Source organism: Paraburkholderia sp. EG286B (genome assembly GCF_040965655.1).
In the GTDB taxonomy this organism is placed as follows: domain Bacteria; phylum Pseudomonadota; class Gammaproteobacteria; order Burkholderiales; family Burkholderiaceae; genus Paraburkholderia.
This window is the reverse complement of sequence record NZ_JBFRCF010000008.1, coordinates 361221-384175: the sequence shown is the minus strand read 5'-3', so window position 1 is coordinate 384175 and position 22955 is coordinate 361221. Positions and strand designations below refer to the sequence as shown.

Below are 22955 nucleotides of genomic sequence, written 5' to 3'. Positions count from 1 at the left end.
CCGGTTCCCAGGTAGTGCAAGTTTTACACGTTGTTACTCCTCTGAGGAATTCGATACATCCGTTATTACACGGGGGTTTCAGGCCGTTTGCGCGACACGGCGCCACAGGCCCGAAACCTGCAACGCAGTGCGGCGCGGCGCTCGGAGCCTCGAAGCGGCGGGTTTATCCGAGTGCTACTATCGAAAGAAAGAAGCCAATATGGCGACCCCGGCCAGAGCATTCACAAGATGCCGAGGCCCTGAAGTTCTGGCGATCCCACAACGGATTGGTTGGATGGAGGAAGACACATAATGAATGCCCCGCTAGACGCAGGTCAGCGCGCTTCGCTCGAAGCCGCACTCGCTTCCGTCACGCTCGACGATAAATACACCCTCGAACGCGGCCGCGCGTACATGAGCGGCATCCAGGCGCTGGTCCGCCTGCCGATGCTGCAGCAGGAGCGCGACAAGGCCGCCGGTCTCAATACCGCGGGGTTCATCTCCGGCTATCGTGGCTCGCCGCTCGGTGGCCTCGATCAGTCCCTCTGGAAGGCGAAGCAGCATCTCGCCGCACATCAGATCGTTTTTCAGCCAGGCGTGAACGAAGACCTCGCCGCGACCGCCGTGTGGGGCTCGCAGCAGGTGAACCTGTACCCGTCCGCGAAATACGACGGCGTGTTTTCGATGTGGTACGGCAAGGGACCGGGCGTCGACCGCAGCGGCGACGTGTTCAAGCACGGCAATTCCGCCGGCTCGTCGCCGCACGGCGGCGTGCTCGTGCTTGCCGGCGACGACCATGCGGCCAAGTCGTCCACGCTCGCGCACCAGTCGGAGCACGTCTTCAAGGCCTGCGGCCTGCCCGTGCTGTTCCCCTCGAACGTGCAGGAATATCTCGACTTCGGCCTGCACGGCTGGGCGATGAGCCGCTACTCGGGCCTCTGGGTCGCGATGAAATGCGTGACCGATGTGGTGGAATCGTCGGCATCGGTCGAACTCGACCCGCATCGCACGAACATCATCCTCCCCGAAGACTTCGCGATGCCCGAGGGCGGCCTGAACATTCGCTGGCCCGATCCGCCGCTCGTGCAGGAAGCGCGTCTGCTCGACTACAAGTGGTACGCGGGGCTCGCCTACGTGCGCGCCAACAAGCTCGACCGCATCGAGATCGATTCGCCGCATGCGCGCTTTGGCATCATCACGGGCGGCAAGGCGTATCTGGACGTGCGCCAGGCGCTCACCGACCTCGGCCTCGACGACGAAACCTGCTCGCGCATCGGTGTCCGGCTCTACAAGGTCGGCTGCGTGTGGCCGCTCGAAGCGCAGGGCGCGCACGCGTTTGCACGCGGCCTCGAAGAGATTCTCGTGGTCGAGGAAAAGCGCCAGATTCTCGAATACGCGATCAAGGAAGAGCTGTACAACTGGCCCGACGCACAGCGTCCGCGCGTGTACGGCAAGTTCGACGAAAAGGACGGTGCGGGCGGCGAGTGGTCGGTGCCGATGGGCAACTGGCTCCTGCCCGCGCACTACGAGCTGTCGCCCGCGATCATCGCCCGGGCCATCTCCACGCGGCTCGACAAGTTCGAATTGCCCTCGGACGTGCGCGCGCGTATCGCCGCGCGCATGAGCGTGATCGAGGCCAAGGAAAAGGCGCTCGCGAAGCCGCGCGTGCAGGCGGAGCGCAAGCCGTGGTTCTGCTCAGGCTGCCCGCACAACACGTCGACGAACGTGCCCGAGGGCTCGCGCGCGATGGCCGGCATCGGCTGCCACTACATGACCGTCTGGATGGACCGCAGCACGAGCACCTTCAGCCAGATGGGCGGCGAAGGCGTGGCGTGGGTCGGCCAGGCGCCGTTCACGAACGACAAGCACGTGTTCGCCAACCTCGGCGACGGCACCTATTTCCACTCGGGCCTGCTCGCCATCCGCGCGGCGATCGCCTCGAAGGCGAACATCACCTACAAGATTCTCTATAACGATGCGGTCGCGATGACGGGCGGCCAGCCGGTCGACGGCACGCTCACCGTGCCGCAGATCACGCATCAGGTCGCCGCCGAAGGCGCGGCGAAGATCGTGATCGTCACCGACGAACCCGAAAAGTACGAAGGTGAACCCGCCACTAAGCTCGCGCCGGGCGTGACGATCCACCACCGCGACCAGCTCGATGCGATCCAGCGCGAACTGCGCGAGGTTCCCGGCACGACGATCCTGATCTACGACCAGACCTGCGCCACCGAAAAGCGCCGCCGCCGCAAGCGCGGCACCTATCCCGACCCGGCGAAGCGCGTGGTCATCAACGAGGCCGTGTGCGAAGGCTGCGGCGATTGCTCGGTGCAGTCGAACTGCCTGAGCGTCGAGCCGCTCGATACGGAGTACGGCACGAAGCGCCAGATCAACCAGTCCACCTGCAACAAGGACTTCTCGTGCCTGAAGGGCTTCTGCCCGAGTTTCGTGACGGTGGAAGGCGGCCAGCTACGCAAGCCGAAGACGAGCAGCGTCGCGAACGAAGCGATGCCGACCGTCCCGACGCCCGACGTGCCCGCCATCGACCGCCCCTACGGCGTGCTCGTGACGGGCGTGGGCGGCACCGGCGTGGTGACGATCGGCGCGTTGCTCGGCATGGCCGCGCATCTCGAATCCAAGGGCGTGACCGTGCTCGACGTGACCGGCCTCGCGCAAAAGGGCGGCGCGGTGATGAGCCACGTACAGATCGCCAACCGCCCCGGCGACATCCATGCCACGCGCATCGCCATGGGCGAGGCGAACCTCGTGATCGGCTGCGACGCCATCGTGACGGCCGGCGACGACTGCGTCTCGCGCATGCAGGAGGGCATGACGCACGTGGTGCTCAACAGCGCGCCCACGCCGACTGCCGAGTTCATCAAGAATCCGCAGTGGCAGTTCCCGGGCTCCAACACCGAAGCCGATGTGCGCGCCGCAGCGGGCACGGACCACGTCGCGACCGTCGATGCGAACCGCTACGCGCTCGCGCTGCTCGGCGACGCGATCTACACGAACCCGTTCGTGCTCGGCTACGCGTGGCAAAAGGGCTGGTTGCCGCTCACGCACGAGTCGCTCGCGCGCGCGATCGAGTTGAACGCGGTGCAGGTCGAGAAGAATCTTGCGGCATTCGAATGGGGCCGCCGCGTGGCGCACGATCGCGCCGCCGTGGATCAGCTCGTGAAGAAGCCGATGGCCGAGCAGAACGCCGACGCGGCCGGCGCGAAGATCGTCTCGCTGCACACGCCCAGGGCGCTCGACACGCTGATCGAAAAGCGCGCGCAGTATCTCGCCGCGTATCAGAGCGCGGCATACGCGCGGCGTTATCGCGCGTTCGTCGAAAGCGTGCGCCAGGCCGAAGCGAAGTTCGAGCATGTGGACGGCCAGTCTCCGCTCACCGAAGCGGTGGCCAAGAATCTGCACAAGCTGATGGCGTACAAGGACGAGTACGAGGTCGCGCGCCTCTACGCGGACCCGGCGTTCATCGAGAAGATCAAGGCGAGCTTCGAAGGCGACTGGACGGTGAACTTCCATCTCGCGCCGCCCTCGTTCGCGAAGCATGACGACAAAGGCCAGCTCGTGAAGAAGCAGTATGGCCCGCGCATGCTCACGGCCATGCGCATGCTCGCGAAGTTCAGGTTCCTGCGCGGCACGGCGCTCGACCCGTTCGGCCGCACCGAGGAACGCCGTCACGAACGCGCATTGATCGGCGAGTATGAAACGCTGATGCGCGAGGTGATCGGCGGTTTGAGCGAAGCGAATCTGCCGCTCGCGCTGGAACTCGCGAACCTGCCCGACGCGATTCGCGGTTACGGCCATATCAAGGAGAACAACCTCAAGGCCGCGCGCGCGAAGTGGGCCACGTTGCTCGCGAAGTGGCGCTCGCCGGAAAACGGCGCGGCGCGGCACGCGGCTTGACGCTCGCCTGATTCGAGGCGGTAAAAACAAAGGGCGCTCCGTGCAATACGGAGCGCCCTTTTCACATCAGGCGATTCACGCCGACGCGATTTACTTCGCCGCCGCCTTCGCCACGTTCGCGTTGGCCGAAGCCACCGCCGTCATGTTGATGATGCGTCGCACCGTGGCCGCCGGCGTGAGGATGTGCACCGGCTTCGACGCGCCCAGCAGGAACGGGCCGACCGTCACGCCTTCGCCGCCGATCACCTTCAGCAGGTTGTAGGCGATGTTGGCCGCTTCCACGTTCGGCATGATCAGCAGGTTCGCTTCGCCCGTGAGCGTCGTGCCCGGGAACGACTGCTTGCGGATCAGCTCGGAGAGCGCCGCGTCGCCGTGCATTTCGCCGTCCACTTCGAGCTGCGGATCGCGCGCGGCGATCAGCTCGCGTGCGGCCTGCATGCGCTGCGACGTCGACGAACGCACGCTGCCGAAGTTCGACGACGACAGCAGCGCGACCTTCGGCGTGATGCCGAACTTCTCGATTTCGCGCGCGGCGAGGATCGTCATGTCGGCGAGCTGCTCGGCGCTCGGCACTTCGTTCACGTAGGTGTCGCTGATGAAGATGTTGCGGCCCGGCAGCATCAGCAGGTTCATCGCCGCGTAGTTCTCGGCTTCCTTCGCCTTGCCGAACACCTGGTCGATGAACTTGAGGTGGTAGTCGAAGCTGTTGAGCAGGCCGCAGACCATGCCGTCGGCGTCGCCGAGATGCACGAGGATCGCGCCGATCAGCGTGTTGAACTTGCGCACCGAAGCCTTCGCCACGTCAGGCGTGATGCCCTGACGCGCGCCCAGTTCGTGGTACGCCTGCCAGCTCTTCTGGAAGCGCGGATCGTCTTCGGGATCGACGATCTCGAAGTCGGTGCCCGGACGCAGCTTCGAGCCCATCTTCTTCAGGCGCATTTCCACGACCGACGGACGGCCCACGATGATCGGCCTGGCGATCTTCTCGTTGAGCACGAACTGCGCGGCGCGCAGCACGCGCTCGTCTTCGCCTTCGGCGAACACGATGCGCGCGCAGTTGGCCTTCGCCGCCGCGAACACCGGACGCATCACCATGCCCGAGCGGTAGACCGTCGCGCCGAGCTGCTCGCGGTAGGCATCCATGTCCTGGATCGGACGCGTGGCCACGCCCGAGTCCATCGCGGCCTGCGCCACGGCCGGCGCGATCTTGATGATGAGGCGCGGGTCGAAAGGCTTCGGAATCAGGTACTCCGGGCCGAATTCGAGCGTGTGGCCTTCATAGGCCTTCGCCACTTCGTCGCCCTGATCGGTTTCCTCGGCCAGCTCCGCGATCGCGCGCACGCACGCGAGCTTCATCTCTTCCGTGATGGTCGTCGCGCCCACGTCCAGCGCGCCGCGGAAGATGAACGGGAAGCACAGCACGTTGTTGACCTGGTTCGGATAGTCCGAACGGCCCGTGGCGATGATCGCGTCCGGGCGCACCTTCTTCGCTTCTTCCGGGAGGATTTCCGGCTCCGGGTTCGCGAGTGCGAGGATCAGCGGCTTGTCGCCCATCTCCTTGACCATCTCGGCCTTGAGCACGCCGGCGCTCGAGCAGCCGAGGAATACGTCGGCGGCCTTGATCGCGTCGCCGAGCGTGCGCGCTTCGGTGTTGGCGGCGTAACGCGCCTTCGACGGATCGAGATTGCCGCGGCCTTCGTAGATCACACCCTTCGAGTCGGTGACGAGGACGTTCTCTTTCTTCAAACCGAGATTCACGAGCAGGTCCAGACAGGCGATCGCCGCTGCGCCCGCGCCCGAGCACACGAGCTTCACGTCATCGAGTTTTTTCTCGACCACTTTCAGGCCGTTGAGAATCGCCGCTGAAGCGATGATGGCCGTGCCGTGCTGATCGTCGTGGAAGACCGGAATCTTCATGCGCTCGCGCAGCTTCTTCTCAATGTAGAAGCACTCGGGCGCCTTGATGTCTTCGAGGTTGATGCCGCCGAGCGTGGGCTCGAGCATTGCGATGGCTTCGACGAGCTTGTCCGGGTCGGTTTCGTCGAGTTCGATGTCGAACACGTCGATGCCGGCGAACTTCTTGAAGAGGCAGCCCTTGCCTTCCATCACCGGCTTGGCCGCGAGCGGGCCGATATTGCCGAGGCCGAGCACGGCCGTGCCGTTCGTCACGACGCCGACGAGGTTGGCGCGCGAAGTGTACTTCTGTGCATCGAGCGGTTCTTCGTGAATCGCCATGCATGCAGCCGCAACGCCGGGCGAATAAGCGAGCGAAAGATCGAGCTGGTTCGAGAGCGGTTTGGTCGGTGTGACCGAGATCTTGCCGGGCCTCGGATTCTGGTGATACGCGAGCGCGCTTTGCTTCAGTTGTTCATCCATTTTCAGGCCTGCCTGGACGTGAGAGACGTGAGAGAGAGAATCTTTTATGGTCGTAGGCCCGCCGGTTCGCACGGCACGAGCGTTCCAGCAGGGCCGATTAGTGTACACCTGGCGCCGTTCGCGTCCACGTGGGTCAAAGACTGATACCGGGAATTCGCGCAGCCGATAGTGTGGGTTCGTGCGGCGGCGCTTTCGTCTGACCGATGCGCGTTGCTTATTCGAGCGCCGCGCCGCGGCGTTCGGGAATCAGGAAGAGGGTCGCGAGGATGTCGAGCACGTAGATGGCGGCGAGCATGCCGAGCGCCGCCGTGAAGGAATAGCGCGCGGCCAGCGCCCCCACGGCGAGTGGCCCGAAGCCGCCCACGGCGCGGCCGATGTTGAACAGCACGTTCTGCGCGGTGGCGCGTGCCGCGGTGGGATACAGCTCGGAGATGAGCGCGCCGTAGCCGCCGATCATGCCGTTGACGAACACGCCCATTGCCGCGCCGCCGATCAACAGCGCGAACGGCGAGGAAAGCTGCGCATAGACGAACACCATGACTACGGCGGCCGCCTGATAGAACAGAAACGCGGGCCGGCGGCCGAACCGGTCGGCCGCGATGCCGAACAGCCAGATGCCGAGCGCCATGCCGGCAACCGTCGCGGCAGTCCACACCCCCGACTTCGTGAGCGAATAGCCGAAGGACTTCGAAAGATACGCGGGCAACCAGATCATCAGCCCGTAATAGCCGAAGTTCTGCACCGAGCAGAGCACGGCCACGCCGAGGCTCGCGCGCGCGGTACGCGCATCGGCCACGAGCATGCGCAGCGCGCGGGGGCGCTCGGCCCTGGCGGCAGCGGCCATGCGCCGCGCATGCGCGACGAAAAGCTCGGGCTCCTCCACGCGCCGCCGCACCACGAACGAGACGACCGCCGGCAGCAGCCCGATGGCGAACATGCCGCGCCAGCCGATCAGCGGGAGCAGCAGCGGCGTGAGCAGCGCCGCGGCCAGCACGCCGAGCTGCCAGCCGAGCCCGACATACGACGACGCCCGCGCGCGCAGCTGCGCGGGCCACGCCTCGGCAACGAGCGCCATGCCGATGCCGAACTCGCCGCCCAGCCCGATGCCCGCGATCGTGCGATAGACGAGCAGGTCGCCGTAGCCGCGCGCCAGCGCGCACATGCCGGTGAAGACGGCGAACAGCAGAATGGTCCACGTGAGCACGCGCACGCGGCCGTAGCGATCGCTCAACAGCCCGAACCCGATACCGCCCGCCACCGCGCCGACGAGCGTCCAGGTGACGAGCGCGCCCGCCTGCGCACCGGACAGATGCAGATCGGCGCTGATCGCGGGCAGCATGAAGCCGAGCATCAGCAGATCGAAGCCGTCCATGGCGTAGCCGAGCACCGAGGCGACTAGCGCACGCATGGCGTGGCCGCGCGTGGCGGCGGCCGGGTTGGTAGAAACGGCGGTCATAGGGGCAATCCTGGGAAACGTGCGCGCATGGGGAGCGCAAACCGGCGTGAGTGTAAAGGCGGGGCCGGGCCGTCACAACCGCGACGCCGACCGCGCGTAGCGCAGCGCCGCCGGCGTTCGCGCCCCACATCGCTGCCGGCGCTTGCCCGTGCGACTCGTCGGCGATCGTCAAGTCGGGTAAAATACCGGCCTACGCGCGCAAGAGAAGCCGTCCGGACCGGGCGAGTCGCCTTGACCCATGCAGTGAGCAAGGTCAGACGATCCACGCCTTTCGGGCCGCGCACCGCAGGCGCCGAAGCCACGCTTCGCGCCCGCCGTGCCAGCGCCACCGGGCCACGCGCCCACCCTCCTCCCGCACTCATATATCCAAGGATTCGCCCATGACAGGCTACGATCGCCAGACGATCTCGGACGCAACCGCGAAAATGCTGCTCGAAGTGAAGGCCGTGCACTTCAACGCCGAAAAGCCCTTCATCTTCACTTCCGGCTGGGCGAGCCCGGTCTACATCGACTGCCGCAAGCTGATCTCGTATCCGCGCGTGCGCCGCGGCCTGATGGAAATGGCCGAAGCCACGATCCTGCGCGACGTCGGCTACGAGCAGATCGACGCCGTGGCCGGCGGCGAAACCGCGGGCATCCCGTTCGCGGCATGGCTCTCCGACCGCCTGATGGTGCCCATGCAGTACGTGCGCAAGAAGCCGAAGGGTTTCGGCCGCAACGCGCAGATCGAGGGTCTGCTCACCGAAGGCCAGCGCGTGCTGCTCGTCGAAGACCTGACCACCGACAGCCGCAGCAAGATCAACTTCATCAACGCGCTGCGCACGGCCGGCGCGCAGGTGGACCACTGCTTCGTGCTGTTCCACTACAACATCTTCAAGGAAAGCGTCTCGGTCCTGAAGGACATCGACGTCGACCTGCACGCGCTCGCCACGTGGTGGGACGTGCTGCGCGTCGCCAAGGAATCGGGCTACTTCGAAACGAAGACGCTCGACGAAGTCGAGAAATTCCTGCACGCACCGGCCGAGTGGTCGGCTGCGCACGGCGGCGCAACGTCGGCACCGCAGTAAGCGCACGAGCCGCACGCGCGCGAGCGCGAGCGCATGTCAAAAAGGCCATCTGCCTCCTGGGCAGATGGCCTTTTTTTCTGGCTGGCGTAGCGGTGTAAAGCGGGTGCGGCTCGTGTGCAGCGCGGCAGGATCAACGCGCCGTTTCTGCCTCGCCGCCCGCTTCGGGCACATCGGGCGTATACGAGGAAAGATTGAGCAAGCCATTGCTCTGCGCGTACTGGAACAGTTCGGAGTCTCGATCGAGTCCGAGCTTGCGCATCGCCGTGTTCTTCTGAGTACTAATTGTCTTAATACTGCGGTTCAGCTTCTCGGATATTTCTTTAATCGTCATGCCCGAAACAAAGAGCCGCACGACTTCGAGTTCTCGCTTTGAGAGAATGACTTCATCGGTTTTCCCGCCGCTATTGATGCGCAATTGATCGAGCGCAGTCTTCACCTGTGGGCTCATATATTCGAGATTGCGGCTCACATGCTGCACCGCGAGGCCGATGTGGGTCAGGTCGTCGGATTTGTGCACCACCGCGAACACGCCGAGTTCGCCGAGGCGTTTGAGCAGCGCGGGATTTTCGAGCATCGTGAGGACGACGATGGGAACGTTCGGGAAGTTGCGCCGCAGGTAGCCGATGAGCGGCAATCCGTCGCCGTACTGGCCGCCCGGCATGGCAAGGTCGGTCACCAGCACGTCGCAGGGACCGGTTTGCAACGCCTTGACGAGTTCGGTGGACTGGCGGGCGCGGCCAACGACCTGGATGCCGGGAAAGTTGAGCAGTGCATGTTCCGCACCAAACAAGATCACCGGATGATCGTCGGCGACTACGACCCTGATTGGTTGCTGCATTAGCCCTCCGTGTAGGCAAACCTGCTTATTTCTCCCGCGCTGCCAGTTCACATATTGCTTCTTGTTTCCGGCCTCCGACGCGCCAGTTGCCCGAGCAGGAGAATCTACAACTATAGCGGAATCCTCCTGCACGGCTTGCTACGCGCGCAGGCGAAAGCTCGCTCGCTTATACCGCTATATTGGATCAAATTCGGACCAGGGAACAATTCCAAACTTTCCTTCAGGACAACGTGTCCCGAATTTCACAAACATGCAGGAGAACTCGCTGATGCGTACTCCCTATGACTTTGAGCCAGCTTGCATGCGCCGTGCATCCCGCCGTGCATCCCTATGCGCGGCCTTGGCGATGGCCAGTGTTGTGGCGACAACCAGCCTGGCCTGCGCAGGCGAAAAATTCGCGGTATCGAGCGCCGATTTCAGTGACGGCGGAAAAATCGGCCCGCGCCAGGTCTTCAACGATGCGGGCTGCAATGGACCGAACCAGTCACCCAGTTTGACCTGGCGCAATGCTCCTGCCGCTACGCGCAGTTTTGCCATTACGATCTTCGATCGCGACGCGCCGGGACGTGGCTGGTGGCACTGGGCCGTCGCGAATATTCCAGCACGCGTGACGAGCCTGCCGGAGAACGCCAGCGCAACGGGCGCGCTGCGCAAGCTCGGCGCGATCGAGGCGCGCAACGACTTCAACATCGACGGCTATGGAGGCCCGTGCCCGCCGCCGGGCAATCCCCATCGCTACGTCGTCACCGTGTACGCGCTGAACGTCGAGACGCTCCCGCTCGCACAAGGCCGCCCGGCAGCGCTGTTCGATCGCGAGATCAGCGGCTCGACGCTCGGAAGCGCACAGATCACCGTCACGTACGGCCGCTGAGCGGGAGCGGTTGCGCACGGCGAGTGTCTGAGCGCTTACGGGTAAGCCCCGATTTTTTTCCGGACGCGTTCACACGCGCGTCCGCATGACGTCTTAAAATACCGTTCCAGCACCGCCTTGGGTGATGGCGCCCCCCAATCCCCTGCGTTCAGAGAGACTGAGATGAGCACGAAAGTTTTTGTCGACGGACAGGAAGGCACGACCGGCCTGAAGATTTTTGAATACCTGTCGCCGCGCACCGACGTCGAGATCCTGCGTATCGACGATGCGAAGCGCAAGGACGTCGAAGAACGCCGCCGTCTCATCAACACTTCGGACGTGACGTTCCTGTGCCTGCCCGACGTGGCCTCGCGCGAGTCGGCCTCGCTCGTCGAAAACGATCGCACCGTGCTGATCGACGCGAGCACGGCCTTCCGCACCCAGGCCGACTGGGCCTACGGCCTGCCCGAGCTGACCAAAGCCCAACGCGACAAGGTGCGCCAGTCGAAGCGCATCGCCGTGCCCGGCTGTCACGCATCGGCGTTCATTCTTGCCATGCGTCCGCTCGTCGAAGCGGGCCTCGTTGCGCCGGATTTCGCCGCGCACAGCTACTCGCTCACGGGCTACAGCGGCGGCGGCAAGAAGATGATTGCGGAGTACGAAGCGGGCGGCAACGCGAAGCTCGCGAGCCCGCGCCCGTACGCGCTCGGCCTCACGCACAAGCATTTGCCGGAAATGGCGGTGCACGGCGGCCTGAAGTCGGCGCCGGTGTTCACGCCGATCGTCGGGCCGTTCTACAAGGGCCTCGCGGTCACGACCTATTTTTCGCCGAAGCAGCTCACGCGCGGCGCCAAGCCGCAGGACCTGCAGGCGCTCTTCGCCGAGTACTACGCGGGCGAGGCGTTCGTGCGCGTGGCGCCGTTCAACGCCGATGAGAACCTCGACGCCGGCATGTTCGACGTTCAGGCGAACAATGACACGAACCGTGTCGACCTGTTCGTGTTCGGCAACGACGAGCAGTTCGTCACCGTCGCGCGCCTCGACAACCTGGGCAAGGGCGCCTCGGGCGCGGCGATCCAGTGCATGAATCTCGCGATTGGCGCGGCTGAGAATACCGGCCTGCATGCCTGAGGCAGCGAGACTCGCCGCGCAAACAAAAAACCGGCTCGCTGAGCCGGTTTTTTTTACGCCCTTCGTCCTCGCCTTGCGCCAATGCAAAACCTGCAGACGAAAAAAAGCCCGCCAATGTTTGGCGGGCTGAATCCATATCAGAGGAGACATGGAGGAGACAAGGAGCAGTATATCGACTAGCGTGATGCAATGCAACATGTAAAGTAGTGCGCACCCTGAATGTTGCGCAGCAACAACACGTTCGTCATTACCCTGTCATCGACAGGATGAACACCAGCTGATCGAGCCCCACAGGCCGCACGAGATGCACGTCGAAGCCCGCCGCAAGCGCCTCGTCGCGGTGGCGCGATTCCCCCCAGCCTGCGAGCGCGATCAGGAGCGGCACGCGCTCGCCGCCGACCGCGCGCAATTCCCGCACGATCGCTCCGGGCTCGTCCTGCGCGAGCGAAAGCGCCACGATCGCCACGTCGGGCGCCCCGCGCGCGGCAAGATCGCGTGCCTCGTCGAGCGTGCGGGCCACAGATACGCCGTAGCCGAGATCGGTCAGCAAGGTGCTGAGCCCGTCCAGCGACTTCTCGTCGTTATCGGCGATCAGGATGCGCGTCTCCATCCGCCGTTCTCCTACCCTGAAAATGGCCTCACAGCCGGATCTCCCGTTGGATCCGGTGCGTGCCCTGTCGTCGTCATCGGTTCCCCGTCCCCACATCGCGGGCGGCGCCGCCAACCCGGCCGCCATCCATCGAGATGCGTCACATTGTGCTCAGCCGCACGCCGGGTCTTTGTGCGTCACCGCGCGGTCGTCTGAAGATTTTGATCGCAAAACGCCCCCGAACGTTCGCCGCGCCTCATTGCGCCCCTTCATTTCACGCAGACTCGTCAGGCGCGGCCCGCGCGCCGCGCGGCCACCTTGCCAAGCACGGCGAAATCGGAGTCGCCGTCGCCGTGGGCGACGGCTTCGAGCAGGCTGTCGCGCAGCACGCTCGCGAGCGGCATCGGCGTCGCGGCGGCGTCGGCCGCGGCCAGCGCGAGCCGCACGTCCTTCAGGCCGAGGCGCGCCTTGAAGAGCGCGGGTTCGTAGCGCCGCTGCGCGATCATGCCGCCGTAGCCCGCATACACCGGGCCCGGAAACGGGCCGCCCGTCACGACGTCGAGGAAGTCGCGCATCGCGACGCCGTAGCCGTCGAGCAGCGCCGCGGCCTCGCCGAGCGACTCGACGGCCGCAGCCAGCATGAAGTTCGCGGCGAGTTTCATCACGTTCGCCTGCTGCGGCACGGCGCCGACGCGCCACGTTTTCTGGCCGATCACGTCGAACAGCGGCTGCACGCGGTCGATCGCCTCGGCCGCCCCTGCCGCCATGATCGTGAGCTTCGCCGCCTGCGCGGCGTCCGGGCGCCCGAGCACCGGCGCCGCCACGTAGTGCAGGCCACGCCCGGCATGGGCCTGCGCAAGCGCTTCGGCCAGCGCGACGGAAATGGTCGCCATGTTCACGTGCACGAGGCCCTGTGGCGCGTGGTCGAGCAGCGTCGCGTCGATGACCTCGCGCAGCGCGGCGTCGTCGGCGAGCATCGAGAGCACGGCGTCGCCGGCGAAGGCCTCGCCCGGCGTGCCGACGATGCGCGCGCCCGCGTCGGCCAGCGCCTGCGCCTTCGCGGCCGTACGGTTCCACACGCGCACCGAGTGGCCCGCCTTCAGCAGATTGCCGACCATCGCGCCGCCCATTTCGCCAAGACCGATAAATCCGATGTCCATCGCTGCTCCTTCCATGAAAAACGAGGGGAAACCCGCGGCAAAGGTGCAGTACAGCACAAGGCGGGCCACGCTGCAGGCGGGCTCTCACGCCGCGCGAACGCGCGCGCGCCCAGGCAGCCGGTGCGATACTGCTTTGCATGGTCACCGCCACCTTCCGCTTTTACGAGGAGCTGAACGACTTTCTTGCGCGGCCGCTGCGCCGGCGTGCGTTCAGTTGCGCCTGCGCGCGCAACGCCACGGCGAAACACATGATCGAAGCGCTCGGCGTGCCGCATACGGAGGTCGAGCTGATCCTCGTGAATGGCGAATCGGTGGGTTTCGACCATCCGCTCGCAGACGGTGACCGCGTGGCCGTCTACCCGAAGTTCGAGGCGCTCGACATCCGGCCGCTGCTGCGCGTGCGCGACGCACCGCTGCGCGAACTGCGCTTCGTCGCCGACGCGCATCTGGGCGGCCTCGCACAACTGCTGCGGCTGGCCGGTTTCGATACGCTCTACGACAACCACTTCCCCGACGACGAGATCGAGGCGCTCGCCTCCGCCGAACACCGCATCGTCCTCACGCGCGACCGCGAGCTGCTCAAGCGGCGCAGCATCACGCACGGCTGCTACGTGCGCGCGCTCAAGCCGCGCGCCCAGGTCCACGAGATTTTCGAGCGGCTCGACCTCGCGTCGAGCGCGCGGCCGTTCCGGCTCTGCCTCATGTGCAACGCGCCGCTGCGGCCGATCGAGCGCGCCGCGGTGCGCGAGCGCGTGCCCGCCGGCGTCTACGACCGGCAGACGCGCTTCGTGACCTGCGACGTCTGCCAGCGGGTGTTCTGGGAAGGCTCGCACTGGCAGCGCATGCGCACGCTGATCGACGGCCTCACGCGCCCCACGGACGAAGCGCACGCGGCACATAACGGACACGAGCGCCACAACGGCCATGAGGGGCCGGACCGCGGCGACGGCGCGTAGTGGTATTCACGGGTACTCGATGCGGCTGAAAGACGTCCAGGAGGCCAGTCGCCGCGATGGACGCACGCGGGGGTTTGCGTACAATGCGCGCCACCGCCCAACACCGGAGCACGACATATGGCCATGAAGAAAACCGACCTTGAGAAGAACAAGGCGCTGAAACTGATGCAAGCGACGCACAAGAACGGGCCCGACCGTTTCGGCAAAGGTTCGGCGCAACCGGCGCTGGACCGTCGCGAACAGCGCAAGCTGGACCAGGCGCAAGGGCTCGTGCCCTTCGCGTGCAAGCTCAACGCCGATCTCGTCGAGAAGCTGAAGGCGCGCGCCGAGGGTCACCCGGGCGGCGTGAGCGGTCTGCTCACGGAATTGCTGGAAGCCGGCCTCGCACGCGACGCTTCCTGAGCGCTCATCCGCAGCGAACGCGCAAAAAAAGCCAGAGCAGATGCTCTGGCTTTTTTACGACTGAAGGGCGCTTTAGTTTGCCTGGCCCTTGTCTGCCGTACCGGCGGCCGATGCGCCTTCCGACACAGCGGCACGCTTGCCGTGGTGCTTGAGTTGCTTGTGCTGCTTCTTGGCCTTTGCGGGCGCGCTGGCTGCCGGTGCGGTTGCTGCGGGAGCCGAAGCGTCTTGTGCGAATGCCGAAGCCGTGACCAGTGCGAACGATGCTGCGATGAGCGAGGCGAGAATCTTTTTCATCTGTTGTTCCCCAAACCTGACAAATAATGACCGGCACGTTGTGAATTAGAACAGCGTGAAACCGCGAAACGATCCGCTTGCCGATCTGGGCGGGCGTTTCGCGCGAAGCAGTATTACGCAGCGTAGGGCGTTTGTCATCCGCTAATGGCCGGGTGTATTTTCCGGGAGACAATTCCCTTTCAATTCGGATACGATCGGCATTTACGCGTCCGTTTTCCGGAAGTTCGTTGTTTTTTCACGTAATACGCTGAATCGGCCTGCCCCGAACGAATTCGGGCCAGATTACCTCCCGAGTCAGATGCAATCGCGAAAAACGGGGCACCGCGCCCCTTGCGCAACAGGACACCAGGCGGGACACCGCGCGCCGCGCGCGCCAACCGTCGAAAACGCTGTCGCGCCCGTTCCCCGCGAAAAGAGATCTCCGCTTGCAATCCGCCTCCCGCCGCCACCTGCGCGCCAATCTGCTGATGCTGACCGCCGCCCTCATCTGGGGCTCGGCGTTCGTCGCCCAGCGCCTGAGCCTCGACGCCATCGGCCCGTTCCTGTTCACCGGCCTGCGCTTCCTGCTCGGCGCCGGCGTCGTTTCGGTCTTTCTGCTCGCACGCCGCCACACCGGCCGGCGCGGCGCCGCAGACAGCGGCAAGGCGGCGGCCCCGGCGCTGTTCAACGGCGCGCTGCTGCGCTCGGGCACCGTGCTCGGCCTCGTGCTGGCCGTTGCCATCTCGCTTCAGCAGATCGGGCTCGGCTACACAAAGATCGCCAATGCCGGCTTCATCAGTTCGCTCTATGTCGTGATCGTGCCGATGCTCGGCGTGCTGCTGCGCCATCGCACGGGCATCGGCACATGGCTCGGCGCCGCGCTCGCTGCGGTTGGGCTCTACTTCCTCAGCATCAACGAGCACTTCTCGGTGATGTACGGCGACTGGTATCAGCTCGGCTGCGCGCTCGTGATCTCGATCCAGGTCATGCTCGTGGGCCACTACGCGCCGCGCCACGATCCGCTCGCGCTTTCGATCGCGCAGTTCGTCGCCTGCGGCGTGGTGTGCCTCGCGATCGGGCTCGCGTGCGAACCGCTGCGCGCGGCCGACATCGTGCGCGCCGCGCCCACCATCCTGTATGGCGGCGCGCTCTCGGTGGGCATCGGTTATACGCTGCAGGTCGTCGCGCAGCGCGACGCCGCGCCCGCGCACGCCGCCGTGATCTTCAGCATGGAAGGCGTGTTCGCCGCGCTCGCGGGCTGGGCCGCACTCGGCGAAACGCTCACGCCGCGCGCACTCGTGGGCTGCGCGCTCATGCTCGCCGGCCTGCTCGCCTGCCAACTGCTGCCGGCCTGGCAAGCGCGCATGCTCGCGAAGCAGCGCGCCGCTGCGCAACCTGCCGAAACGGCGTAAAAACGCGCCATGATTTCCCGGCGTTGATATCGCGCTCCGCACCGTTTCGACAAATGGCGTCGCTTTCGAGCGACGCCATTTTTTTTCGTGTGGATAACGCTGGATTGCGCCGCGCCGAACCAGGTTATCCACGCCCACCTCTGGACAACCTGGGGACGACCTGGCGAACGACCTGTGGACCACTTCTTGATAACCACGCACCTGGTGTTGCGGCCTGAAAAGTTATCCCAGCCGCTCCGCCACGCGTACAAGCTTTGTCCGCATGGCTATCCGTTTTGCATCGGTATGAGCCGACAGGCAATTTTCGTGTTGTCCACAGTTAATGCCAGGACTTGTTAACTGCTACTACTTATAAATATAAATACTGAAAAGACTATGGGGATATACGCGACGCTCGCTGCGCTCGCGTGCTGCGCATTCGGGCAAAGTCATTCCACTCCGGTTTTAATCGCGCGTAAGAACACCATCGACGAATCGCGGCAAGCCGAGCAACGCGCGTCGCGCGATCGATCTGCGGATCTCGCTTCTCCTGCCGGAGAAGCACACCGTCTCGCCCCCGCTATGCACGCGGCCGCGTTCGATGCATGCCCACGCCAGGCAATGCGTCACGATTGCACCTGGCTCGTCGTCTTCGTCGGCGAACCAGCCGATGCTCGCCAGCGCCACGCTCGCGCGTCCCGCGCTGCGCGCAAGCGCGCCTTCGGCGGCTTCACGCGCCAAGGCTTCGCTAACGAGGCCGTTGTGCTCGATCGTCTGCGCACTCACGCCAGGCAGCGCCGCAAGCGCCGCTTGCGATGCGCCACCCAACCGAGATCGAGACAACCCGACGCTCCGCGCTGGTCGGCCAGCATCGCGCCGATCGCACCGGCCGTGCCGGTTTCGACGCTCACGAGCACGAGCGAGCGCGGCTTCAGATAACCGACGATCTGCTTCGCAATATTCATGACGGCAACGAATGGATCAGGAAAAAGCCAGTGTCGCACGCAGGCGCAATAAAAAAGGGCGTGCCTCCCGAGGAGGCACGCCCTTGCTCAATGCATCGCGTGAGGAACAGCGTGGGGGCTAGTCGCCCGTCATCATCCGCTCGATCGTCGGCTCGAGATCGAGCAAACCGATGGTCGCGGGCTTGGCCTCGACGACGCCGAAGCATTCCGTGCGCCGTGGCGCCGGATCGACGAGGAAATTGCGCGCGTAGTGCCCGCAACGCGCAGGCGGCAGAAGCCGCTCGGGCGGGATCACCTCGAACGCGGTGCCCACAGCGATGAAGAGATCGTCCGGCGTCATGTCGCCCTGAATGCGCCAGAGCGTCTCGTACTCGGGCGCGGCCTCGTTGAAGAACACTACGCCGGGCTTCACGCCCTCCACCTGCCCACACGACGGACAGGCCGCCTGCGGATCGAGCGCGCGGCCGGACACGGGAAACCGATAGTCGCAGTCGGTGCACAGCAGCGAAATCATGTCGCCGTGCAGATGCGTCACCTGGCGCGCGCCGGCCTGCTCCAGCATGTCGTCGATGTTCTGCGTGACGAGATGCACGCGCTCCGTGCCCCATGCGTCCTGCCATTTCGCGAGCCGTTCGTGGGCGGCGTTCGGGCGCGCGTCGCCGCATTCGGCGATGCGCTGATTGTAGAAACGGAACACCGCGGGCCGGTTGCGGCGCCACGTGAGGTAATTGCAGACCTCGTCAATGCTCGCGTGGGACCAGATGCCGTCGCCGGTGCGGAACGTCGAAATGCCGCTTTCCGCAGACAGCCCCGCACCGGAAAACACGAACAGGCGGGGGAGTCTGCCGGACTGCCCCGGTTGCCGGGATTGCGCCACGTTTGCCACTTTCGTCTCCTTGATCGAACGGCGACATTATGACCGTCCAGCGGCGTTTCGGCAGAGGTTCGCCATGGCGCACAGGCGCAAGGTCCAGACGAGCGCGTTACGCGCCCCCAGAGGCGCCGCAGCGCGTCTGGTCACCCCAGCCCACGCACTGACCCGCGGCAGCCGCCTGAGCGGCCTCTGAGCACCTCCTGCTGCGATCGACCCAATAGATTGGCCCAATAAAAAGGGGATGCCGCGATGGCATCCCCTTTTTCGACCGGCGCGTTCAGCGTACGAACACCCTCACTCCACCGTCACCGACTTCGCGAGGTTACGCGGCTTGTCCACATCGGTGCCGCGCACGCACGCCGTGTGATACGCGAGCAGTTGCAGCGGCACGACGTGCAGGATCGGCGACAGCAGCCCGTAGTGTTCCGGCATGCGGATCACGTGGATGCCGTCTTCGCTCGTGATGTGCGTATCGGCATCGGCGAACACGTACAGCTGGCCGCCGCGCGCGCGCACTTCCTGCATGTTCGACTTGAGCTTCTCGAGCAGCGCGTCGTTGGGCGCGACCGTCACCACGGGCATCGCCTCGGTCACGAGCGCGAGCGGCCCGTGCTTGAGCTCGCCGGCCGGATACGCCTCGGCGTGGATGTACGAGATTTCCTTGAGCTTGAGCGCGCCTTCGAGCGCGATCGGATAATGCAGCCCGCGCCCGAGGAACAACGCATTTTCCTTGCGCGCGAACTCTTCGGACCACGCGATGATCTGCGGCTCCAGCGCGAGCACGCCGTTGAGCGCGGCCGGCAGGTGGCGCAGCAGTTTCAGGTAGGCGGTTTCCTGTTCGGCGTTCACATGGCCGCGCAGCTTGCCGAGGGTGACGGCGAGAATGAAGAGGCCGACGAGCTGCGTCGTGAACGCCTTCGTCGACGCCACGCCGATCTCGCGCCCTGCATGCGTGAGGAACTTGAGTGCGGTGAGCCGCACCATCGCGCTCGTCGCCACGTTGCACACCGCGAGCGTGTGCGCCATGCCGAGCGACTGCGCGTGCTTGAGCGCGGCGAGCGTGTCGGCGGTTTCGCCAGACTGCGAGATCGTCACGACGAGCGCGCGCGGATTCGGCACCGACTCGCGATAGCGGTATTCGCTCGCGATCTCGACATCGGTGCGGATCTTCGCCACCGACTCGAGCCAGTACTTCGCCGTGAGGCCCGCGTAGTAGCTCGTGCCGCACGCGAGAATCAGGATGCTGTCGATGCCCTTGAACACCTCGCCCGCGTTCTCGCCGAAGAGTTCGGGCGTGAAGGCGTCGGTGGCCGGAATCGTGTCGGAGATCGCGCGCGGCTGCTCGAAGATTTCCTTCTGCATGTAGTGGCGATACGGGCCGAGATCGACCGCGCCGCCATAGGCGCCATAGGCCTGCACGTCGCGCACTTCGCGCGTCACGATGTTGCCCGCGCGATCGGCGATGCGCACGCCTTCCAGCGTGATCTCGCACACATCGCCTTCTTCCAGATAGCTGATGTGCTCGGCGCTGCCCGCAATGGCGAGCCCGTCCGACGCGATGAAATTCTCACCCTTGCCATAGCCCACCACGAGCGGCGAACCGGCGCGCGCGCCGACCACCGTATGCGGCTGGCTCTTGTGCACCACGCCGATCGCGTACGCGCCCGCGAGCTGCTGCACGGCCGCGCGCACGGCGGCGAACAGGTCGCCCTGATACAGGCTGTGAATCAGATGGGCGATGACTTCGGTGTCGGTCTGCGAAACGAACTCGTAGCCCTTCGTGCGCAGCATTTCGCGCAGCGACTCGTAGTTCTCGATGATGCCGTTGTGCACGATCGCGAGCGTGTCGCGCGAGAAGATCGGGTGCGCATTGTTCACCGTGGGCGCGCCGTGCGTGGCCCAGCGCGTATGCGCGATCCCGGTCACGCCTTCGAAGTGCGCCTCGCGCACCTGCTCGTCGAGCTCGGCCACGCGCGCGACGCTGCGCACGCGCTGCGGGCCGTCGGCCGTCACGACGGCCACGCCGCACGAGTCGTAGCCGCGATATTCGAGCCGCCGCAGTCCTTCGATCAGGACGGGAACGATGTTACGTTGCGCAACCGCGCCGACGATGCCGCACATGGATTCGATCCTTTGCAATGAGAGGCGTGGGCGCCGCGCGCTTGTCGCGCAATAGGCGGCGCCCGCAATTCAACCGTTCAGTTCTTTTTCTTCACCGGGCGAACGTAGCCGGTTTTCGCGATCTGCGTTTTTTCGTTGAGCACGAGCGTGGCTTCCGGCACGTCCTTCCACACCGTCGTGCCCGCCGCGATCGTTACGCCGCGGCCCACGCGCACGGGCGCGACGAGCTGCGTATCCGAACCCACGAACACGTTGTCCTCGATGATCGTGCGGTGCTTGTTCGCGCCATCGTAATTGCAGGTGATGGTGCCCGCACCGATGTTCACGCCCGCGCCGATGTCTGCGTCGCCCACGTAGCTCAGGTGATTCGCCTTCGAGCCCACGCCGATGTTCGCGTTCTTAACCTCGACGAAGTTGCCCACGTGAACTTCATCGGCGAGCTTCGCGCCGGGACGCAGACGCGCATACGGCCCGAGCACCGCGTTCGCGCCGACCGCCGCGTTTTCGATATGCGTGTAGGCGTCCACACGCGTACCCGCGCCGATCGACGCGCTGCGAATCACGCAGTTCGGGCCCACGCTCACGTTGTCCGCCAGCGTCACCTCGCCTTCGAACACGCAGTTCACGTCGATGAACACGTCGCGCCCGCACTTAAGCGAGCCGCGCACGTCGATGCGCGCCGGGTCCGCGAGCGTCACGCCCGCGACGAGCAGCGCTTCGGCCACCGTGCGCTGATGCACGCGCTCGAGTTCGGCGAGCTGCTGCTTGCTGTTCACGCCGAGCGTTTCCCATTCGTCGTCGGGCTGCGCGGTCACGGCCGGATGACCGGCGGCGATCGCAGCTTCCACCACGTCGGTGAGGTAGTACTCGCCCTGCGCGTTGTCGTTCTTCAGCGCGGCGAGCCAGCCCGCGAGCGGCGCGGTCGGCGTCACGACGATGCCCGTGTTGATCTCGGCGATCGTGCGCTGCGCTTCGTTCGCGTCCTTCTGCTCGACGATGCGCTCGACCTTGCCCGCCGCGTCGCGCACGATGCGGCCGTACCCGGTCGGGTCGTCGAGCGTGACGGTGAGGATGCCGTAGCCGTTCTCGCCAGCGGTGTCGACGAGACGCTTGAGCGTCGACGCGCGCGTGAGCGGCACGTCGCCGTAGAGCACGAGCGTGGGCACGTTCGCATCGAGCAGCGGTAGCGCCTGCGCGAGCGCGTGGCCCGTGCCGAGCTGCTGCGCCTGCAGCGCGAACTGGACGTCGGGCGCGCCGACGGTTTCGCGCACGGCCTCGCCGCCATGGCCGACCACGACGACGAGGCGCGTGGGCGAGAGCGTGCGGGCAGTATCGATGACGTGCGAGAGGAGCGGCTTGCCGGCGAGCGGATGGAGCACTTTCGGCAGCGCGGAGTGCATGCGTTTGCCCATGCCTGCCGCGAGGATCACGATGTTCATTGCATCAGTGACTGAATGAGGATGAAGCGGCCGATTTTAGCATGCGGGATATCCCCGACACGCCGGCCGGCCGGGCTCTCGTGCCCCGAAAAACATTGTTTTACAACTGCTTTTCTTCGGATCGACAGGCAGAAGTAAAAAACGCTCCGATGCGGGGTCGGAGCGTTTGAGTCGAACCGCGGGGACGACTTAAAGGACGGTTCAAAGATCGTCGAACGGCGTGAACTTGATGGCCGTGCCTTCCGCAGGCGTGGGGTCGGTGGAACACGGCTCTTCGTCGAACGCGATGTCGCCCGCCGGATCGGCCACGCCCGTCGCGCGCAGGTCCGCGAAGTTGAACAGGTTCGCGTCCATGAGGTGCGAAGGCACGACGTTGCCGAGCGCGTTGAACATGTTCTCCACGCGGCCCGGGAAGCGCTTGTCCCACTCGCGGATCAGCGCCTTCATCTCCGCGCGCTTCAGGTTCGGCTGGCTGCCGCACAGGTTGCACGGAATGATCGGGAATTCGCGCAGCACCGCGTACTTCTCGAGATCGGTTTCCTTCACGTAGGCAAGCGGCCGGATCACGACATTCTTGCCGTCGTCGGACTGCAGCTTGGGCGGCATGCCCTTGAGCTTGCCGCCGTAGAACAGGTTCAGCAGCAGCGTCTGCAGAATGTCGTCGCGATGATGGCCGAGCGCGATCTTGGTCGCCCCCAGTTCGCCCGCCACGCGGTACAGAATGCCGCGGCGCAGGCGCGAACACAGCGAGCAGGTCGTCTTGCCTTCAGGCACGAGACGCTTGACGATGCTGTACGTGTCCTGGTTCTCGATGTGGTACGGCACGCCTACCTTGTCGAGATATTCCGGCAGCACGTGCTCCGGAAAGCCTGGCTGCTTCTGGTCGAGGTTCACGGCCACGATCTCGAAGTCGATCGGCGCGCGCTCGCGCAGGCGCAACAGCACGTCGAGCATCGCGTAGCTGTCCTTGCCGCCCGACAGGCAGACCATGACCTTGTCGCCGTTCTCGATCATGTTGTAGTCGCCGATCGCCTGGCCGACCTGACGCACGATGCGCTTGAACAGCTTGTTGTTCTCGTAGGCTTCCTTCTGCTCGCGGCGCGTGAGCGCCTGGCGGCCCGTTTCTTCGGTCGCGGCGTCCTCGCCAACGGGTAGCGTTTCGGGGGCGTTCAT

Annotated in this window: 19 protein-coding genes; 7 read left to right on the top strand and 12 right to left on the bottom strand. The window is 65.3% G+C overall.

Going from position 1 to position 22955, the window contains the following annotated elements; translation table 11 throughout:
* The first annotated feature begins 291 nt into the window (after positions 1–291).
* Positions 292–3894: an indolepyruvate ferredoxin oxidoreductase family protein gene (locus AB4Y42_RS20195; protein ID WP_368695106.1), complete on the top strand. Its 3603-nt coding sequence runs from the start codon at positions 292–294 to the stop codon at positions 3892–3894.
* A 90-nt stretch (positions 3895–3984) separates the two neighbouring features.
* Here AB4Y42_RS20195 and AB4Y42_RS20190 read toward each other — a convergent pair whose 3' ends face one another.
* Together AB4Y42_RS20190 and AB4Y42_RS20185 are read right to left on the bottom strand one after the other, a co-directional pair.
* Complete coding sequence (locus AB4Y42_RS20190; RefSeq protein ID WP_368695105.1) at positions 3985–6270, bottom strand: NADP-dependent malic enzyme; 2286 nt, start codon at positions 6268–6270, stop codon at positions 3985–3987.
* A gap of 214 nt (positions 6271–6484) precedes the next feature.
* Positions 6485–7726, bottom strand: coding sequence for an MFS transporter (locus AB4Y42_RS20185; RefSeq protein WP_368695104.1), 1242 nt, complete (start codon positions 7724–7726; stop codon positions 6485–6487).
* A gap of 380 nt (positions 7727–8106) precedes the next feature.
* Here AB4Y42_RS20185 and AB4Y42_RS20180 point away from each other — a divergent pair, with 380 nt between their 5' ends.
* Positions 8107–8793 (top strand): orotate phosphoribosyltransferase, encoded by a 687-nt coding sequence (locus AB4Y42_RS20180; protein WP_368695103.1) that lies wholly within the window; start codon positions 8107–8109, stop codon positions 8791–8793.
* 130 nt (positions 8794–8923) lie between these two features.
* Here the strand turns inward: AB4Y42_RS20180 and AB4Y42_RS20175 are convergent, their stop codons facing one another.
* Entirely contained in the window at positions 8924–9631 is a 708-nt protein-coding gene (locus AB4Y42_RS20175; RefSeq protein ID WP_368695123.1) for a response regulator, read from the bottom strand.
* Positions 9632–9977: 346 nt separating this feature from the next.
* Between AB4Y42_RS20175 and AB4Y42_RS20170 the strand changes: the two genes are divergently transcribed.
* A complete protein-coding gene (locus tag AB4Y42_RS20170; protein ID WP_368692288.1) occupies positions 9978–10502 on the top strand; it encodes a YbhB/YbcL family Raf kinase inhibitor-like protein in 525 nt (174 codons plus the stop codon).
* A 162-nt stretch (positions 10503–10664) separates the two neighbouring features.
* Positions 10665–11612 carry an N-acetyl-gamma-glutamyl-phosphate reductase gene (gene argC, locus AB4Y42_RS20165; protein ID WP_368692289.1) on the top strand — a complete coding sequence of 316 codons (948 nt, stop codon included), beginning with the start codon at positions 10665–10667 and terminating at the stop codon, positions 11610–11612.
* A 247-nt stretch (positions 11613–11859) separates the two neighbouring features.
* Here argC and AB4Y42_RS20160 read toward each other — a convergent pair whose 3' ends face one another.
* The gene (locus AB4Y42_RS20160) at positions 11860–12222 is read right to left on the bottom strand and encodes a response regulator (RefSeq protein ID WP_368692290.1); all 363 of its coding nucleotides are present in this window, start codon (positions 12220–12222) and stop codon (positions 11860–11862) included.
* Between the two features lie 266 nt (positions 12223–12488).
* Positions 12489–13361, bottom strand: a complete 873-nt coding sequence (locus AB4Y42_RS20155; protein WP_368695102.1) for an NAD(P)-dependent oxidoreductase — start codon at positions 13359–13361, stop codon at positions 12489–12491.
* Between the two features lie 137 nt (positions 13362–13498).
* Here AB4Y42_RS20155 and AB4Y42_RS20150 point away from each other — a divergent pair, with 137 nt between their 5' ends.
* A complete protein-coding gene (locus tag AB4Y42_RS20150; RefSeq protein ID WP_368692292.1) occupies positions 13499–14317 on the top strand; it encodes a Mut7-C RNAse domain-containing protein in 819 nt (272 codons plus the stop codon).
* Between the two features lie 117 nt (positions 14318–14434).
* Entirely contained in the window at positions 14435–14719 is a 285-nt protein-coding gene (locus AB4Y42_RS20145; RefSeq protein WP_368692293.1) for a hypothetical protein, read from the top strand.
* Positions 14720–14791: 72 nt separating this feature from the next.
* Here the strand turns inward: AB4Y42_RS20145 and AB4Y42_RS20140 are convergent, their stop codons facing one another.
* Entirely contained in the window at positions 14792–15013 is a 222-nt protein-coding gene (locus AB4Y42_RS20140) for a hypothetical protein (protein WP_028203426.1), read from the bottom strand.
* 425 nt (positions 15014–15438) lie between these two features.
* Between AB4Y42_RS20140 and AB4Y42_RS20135 the strand changes: the two genes are divergently transcribed.
* Positions 15439–16404: a DMT family transporter gene (locus AB4Y42_RS20135; RefSeq protein WP_368695101.1), complete on the top strand. Its 966-nt coding sequence runs from the start codon at positions 15439–15441 to the stop codon at positions 16402–16404.
* Positions 16405–16848: 444 nt separating this feature from the next.
* On the opposite strand, the gene AB4Y42_RS20130 is transcribed toward AB4Y42_RS20135, so the two are convergent.
* The 6 genes from AB4Y42_RS20130 to ttcA form a co-directional block, all read right to left on the bottom strand.
* Positions 16849–17169 (bottom strand): CinA family protein, encoded by a 321-nt coding sequence (locus AB4Y42_RS20130; RefSeq protein ID WP_368695100.1) that lies wholly within the window; start codon positions 17167–17169, stop codon positions 16849–16851.
* Complete coding sequence (locus AB4Y42_RS20125) at positions 17166–17348, bottom strand: CinA family protein (protein ID WP_368695099.1); 183 nt, start codon at positions 17346–17348, stop codon at positions 17166–17168. The genes AB4Y42_RS20130 and AB4Y42_RS20125 overlap by 4 nt, the downstream gene beginning before the upstream one ends.
* A 118-nt stretch (positions 17349–17466) precedes the next feature.
* Positions 17467–18234 (bottom strand): NAD-dependent deacetylase, encoded by a 768-nt coding sequence (locus tag AB4Y42_RS20120; RefSeq protein ID WP_368692296.1) that lies wholly within the window; start codon positions 18232–18234, stop codon positions 17467–17469.
* Positions 18235–18516: 282 nt separating this feature from the next.
* On the bottom strand, positions 18517–20343 hold the full coding sequence (gene glmS, locus AB4Y42_RS20115; RefSeq protein ID WP_368695098.1) for a glutamine--fructose-6-phosphate transaminase (isomerizing): 1827 nt from the start codon (positions 20341–20343) through the stop codon (positions 18517–18519).
* 77 nt (positions 20344–20420) lie between these two features.
* Positions 20421–21782: a bifunctional UDP-N-acetylglucosamine diphosphorylase/glucosamine-1-phosphate N-acetyltransferase GlmU gene (gene glmU, locus AB4Y42_RS20110; RefSeq protein WP_368695097.1), complete on the bottom strand. Its 1362-nt coding sequence runs from the start codon at positions 21780–21782 to the stop codon at positions 20421–20423.
* 201 nt (positions 21783–21983) lie between these two features.
* Positions 21984–22955 carry a tRNA 2-thiocytidine(32) synthetase TtcA gene (gene ttcA, locus AB4Y42_RS20105; protein WP_368695096.1) on the bottom strand — a complete coding sequence of 324 codons (972 nt, stop codon included), beginning with the start codon at positions 22953–22955 and terminating at the stop codon, positions 21984–21986.

Excerpts from the sequence above, each read along its gene's own strand:
- AB4Y42_RS20150 (WP_368692292.1), top strand. The coding sequence starts at position 13,499 with ATGGTCACCGCCACCTTCCGCTTTTACGAGGAGCTGAACGACTTTCTT.
- argC (WP_368692289.1), top strand. The coding sequence starts at position 10,665 with ATGAGCACGAAAGTTTTTGTCGACGGACAGGAAGGCACGACCGGCCTG.
- AB4Y42_RS20190 (WP_368695105.1), bottom strand. The coding sequence starts at position 6,270 with ATGGATGAACAACTGAAGCAAAGCGCGCTCGCGTATCACCAGAATCCG.
- AB4Y42_RS20145 (WP_368692293.1), top strand. The coding sequence starts at position 14,435 with ATGGCCATGAAGAAAACCGACCTTGAGAAGAACAAGGCGCTGAAACTG.
- ttcA (WP_368695096.1), bottom strand. The coding sequence starts at position 22,955 with ATGAACGCCCCCGAAACGCTACCCGTTGGCGAGGACGCCGCGACCGAA.
- glmS (WP_368695098.1), bottom strand. The coding sequence starts at position 20,343 with ATGTGCGGCATCGTCGGCGCGGTTGCGCAACGTAACATCGTTCCCGTC.
- AB4Y42_RS20175 (WP_368695123.1), bottom strand. The coding sequence starts at position 9,631 with ATGCAGCAACCAATCAGGGTCGTAGTCGCCGACGATCATCCGGTGATC.
- glmU (WP_368695097.1), bottom strand. The coding sequence starts at position 21,782 with ATGAACATCGTGATCCTCGCGGCAGGCATGGGCAAACGCATGCACTCC.
- AB4Y42_RS20140 (WP_028203426.1), bottom strand. The coding sequence starts at position 15,013 with ATGAAAAAGATTCTCGCCTCGCTCATCGCAGCATCGTTCGCACTGGTC.
- AB4Y42_RS20195 (WP_368695106.1), top strand. The coding sequence starts at position 292 with ATGAATGCCCCGCTAGACGCAGGTCAGCGCGCTTCGCTCGAAGCCGCA.
- AB4Y42_RS20170 (WP_368692288.1), top strand. The coding sequence starts at position 9,978 with ATGGCCAGTGTTGTGGCGACAACCAGCCTGGCCTGCGCAGGCGAAAAA.
- AB4Y42_RS20155 (WP_368695102.1), bottom strand. The coding sequence starts at position 13,361 with ATGGACATCGGATTTATCGGTCTTGGCGAAATGGGCGGCGCGATGGTC.
- AB4Y42_RS20185 (WP_368695104.1), bottom strand. The coding sequence starts at position 7,726 with ATGACCGCCGTTTCTACCAACCCGGCCGCCGCCACGCGCGGCCACGCC.
- AB4Y42_RS20180 (WP_368695103.1), top strand. The coding sequence starts at position 8,107 with ATGACAGGCTACGATCGCCAGACGATCTCGGACGCAACCGCGAAAATG.
- AB4Y42_RS20125 (WP_368695099.1), bottom strand. The coding sequence starts at position 17,348 with ATGAATATTGCGAAGCAGATCGTCGGTTATCTGAAGCCGCGCTCGCTC.
- AB4Y42_RS20160 (WP_368692290.1), bottom strand. The coding sequence starts at position 12,222 with ATGGAGACGCGCATCCTGATCGCCGATAACGACGAGAAGTCGCTGGAC.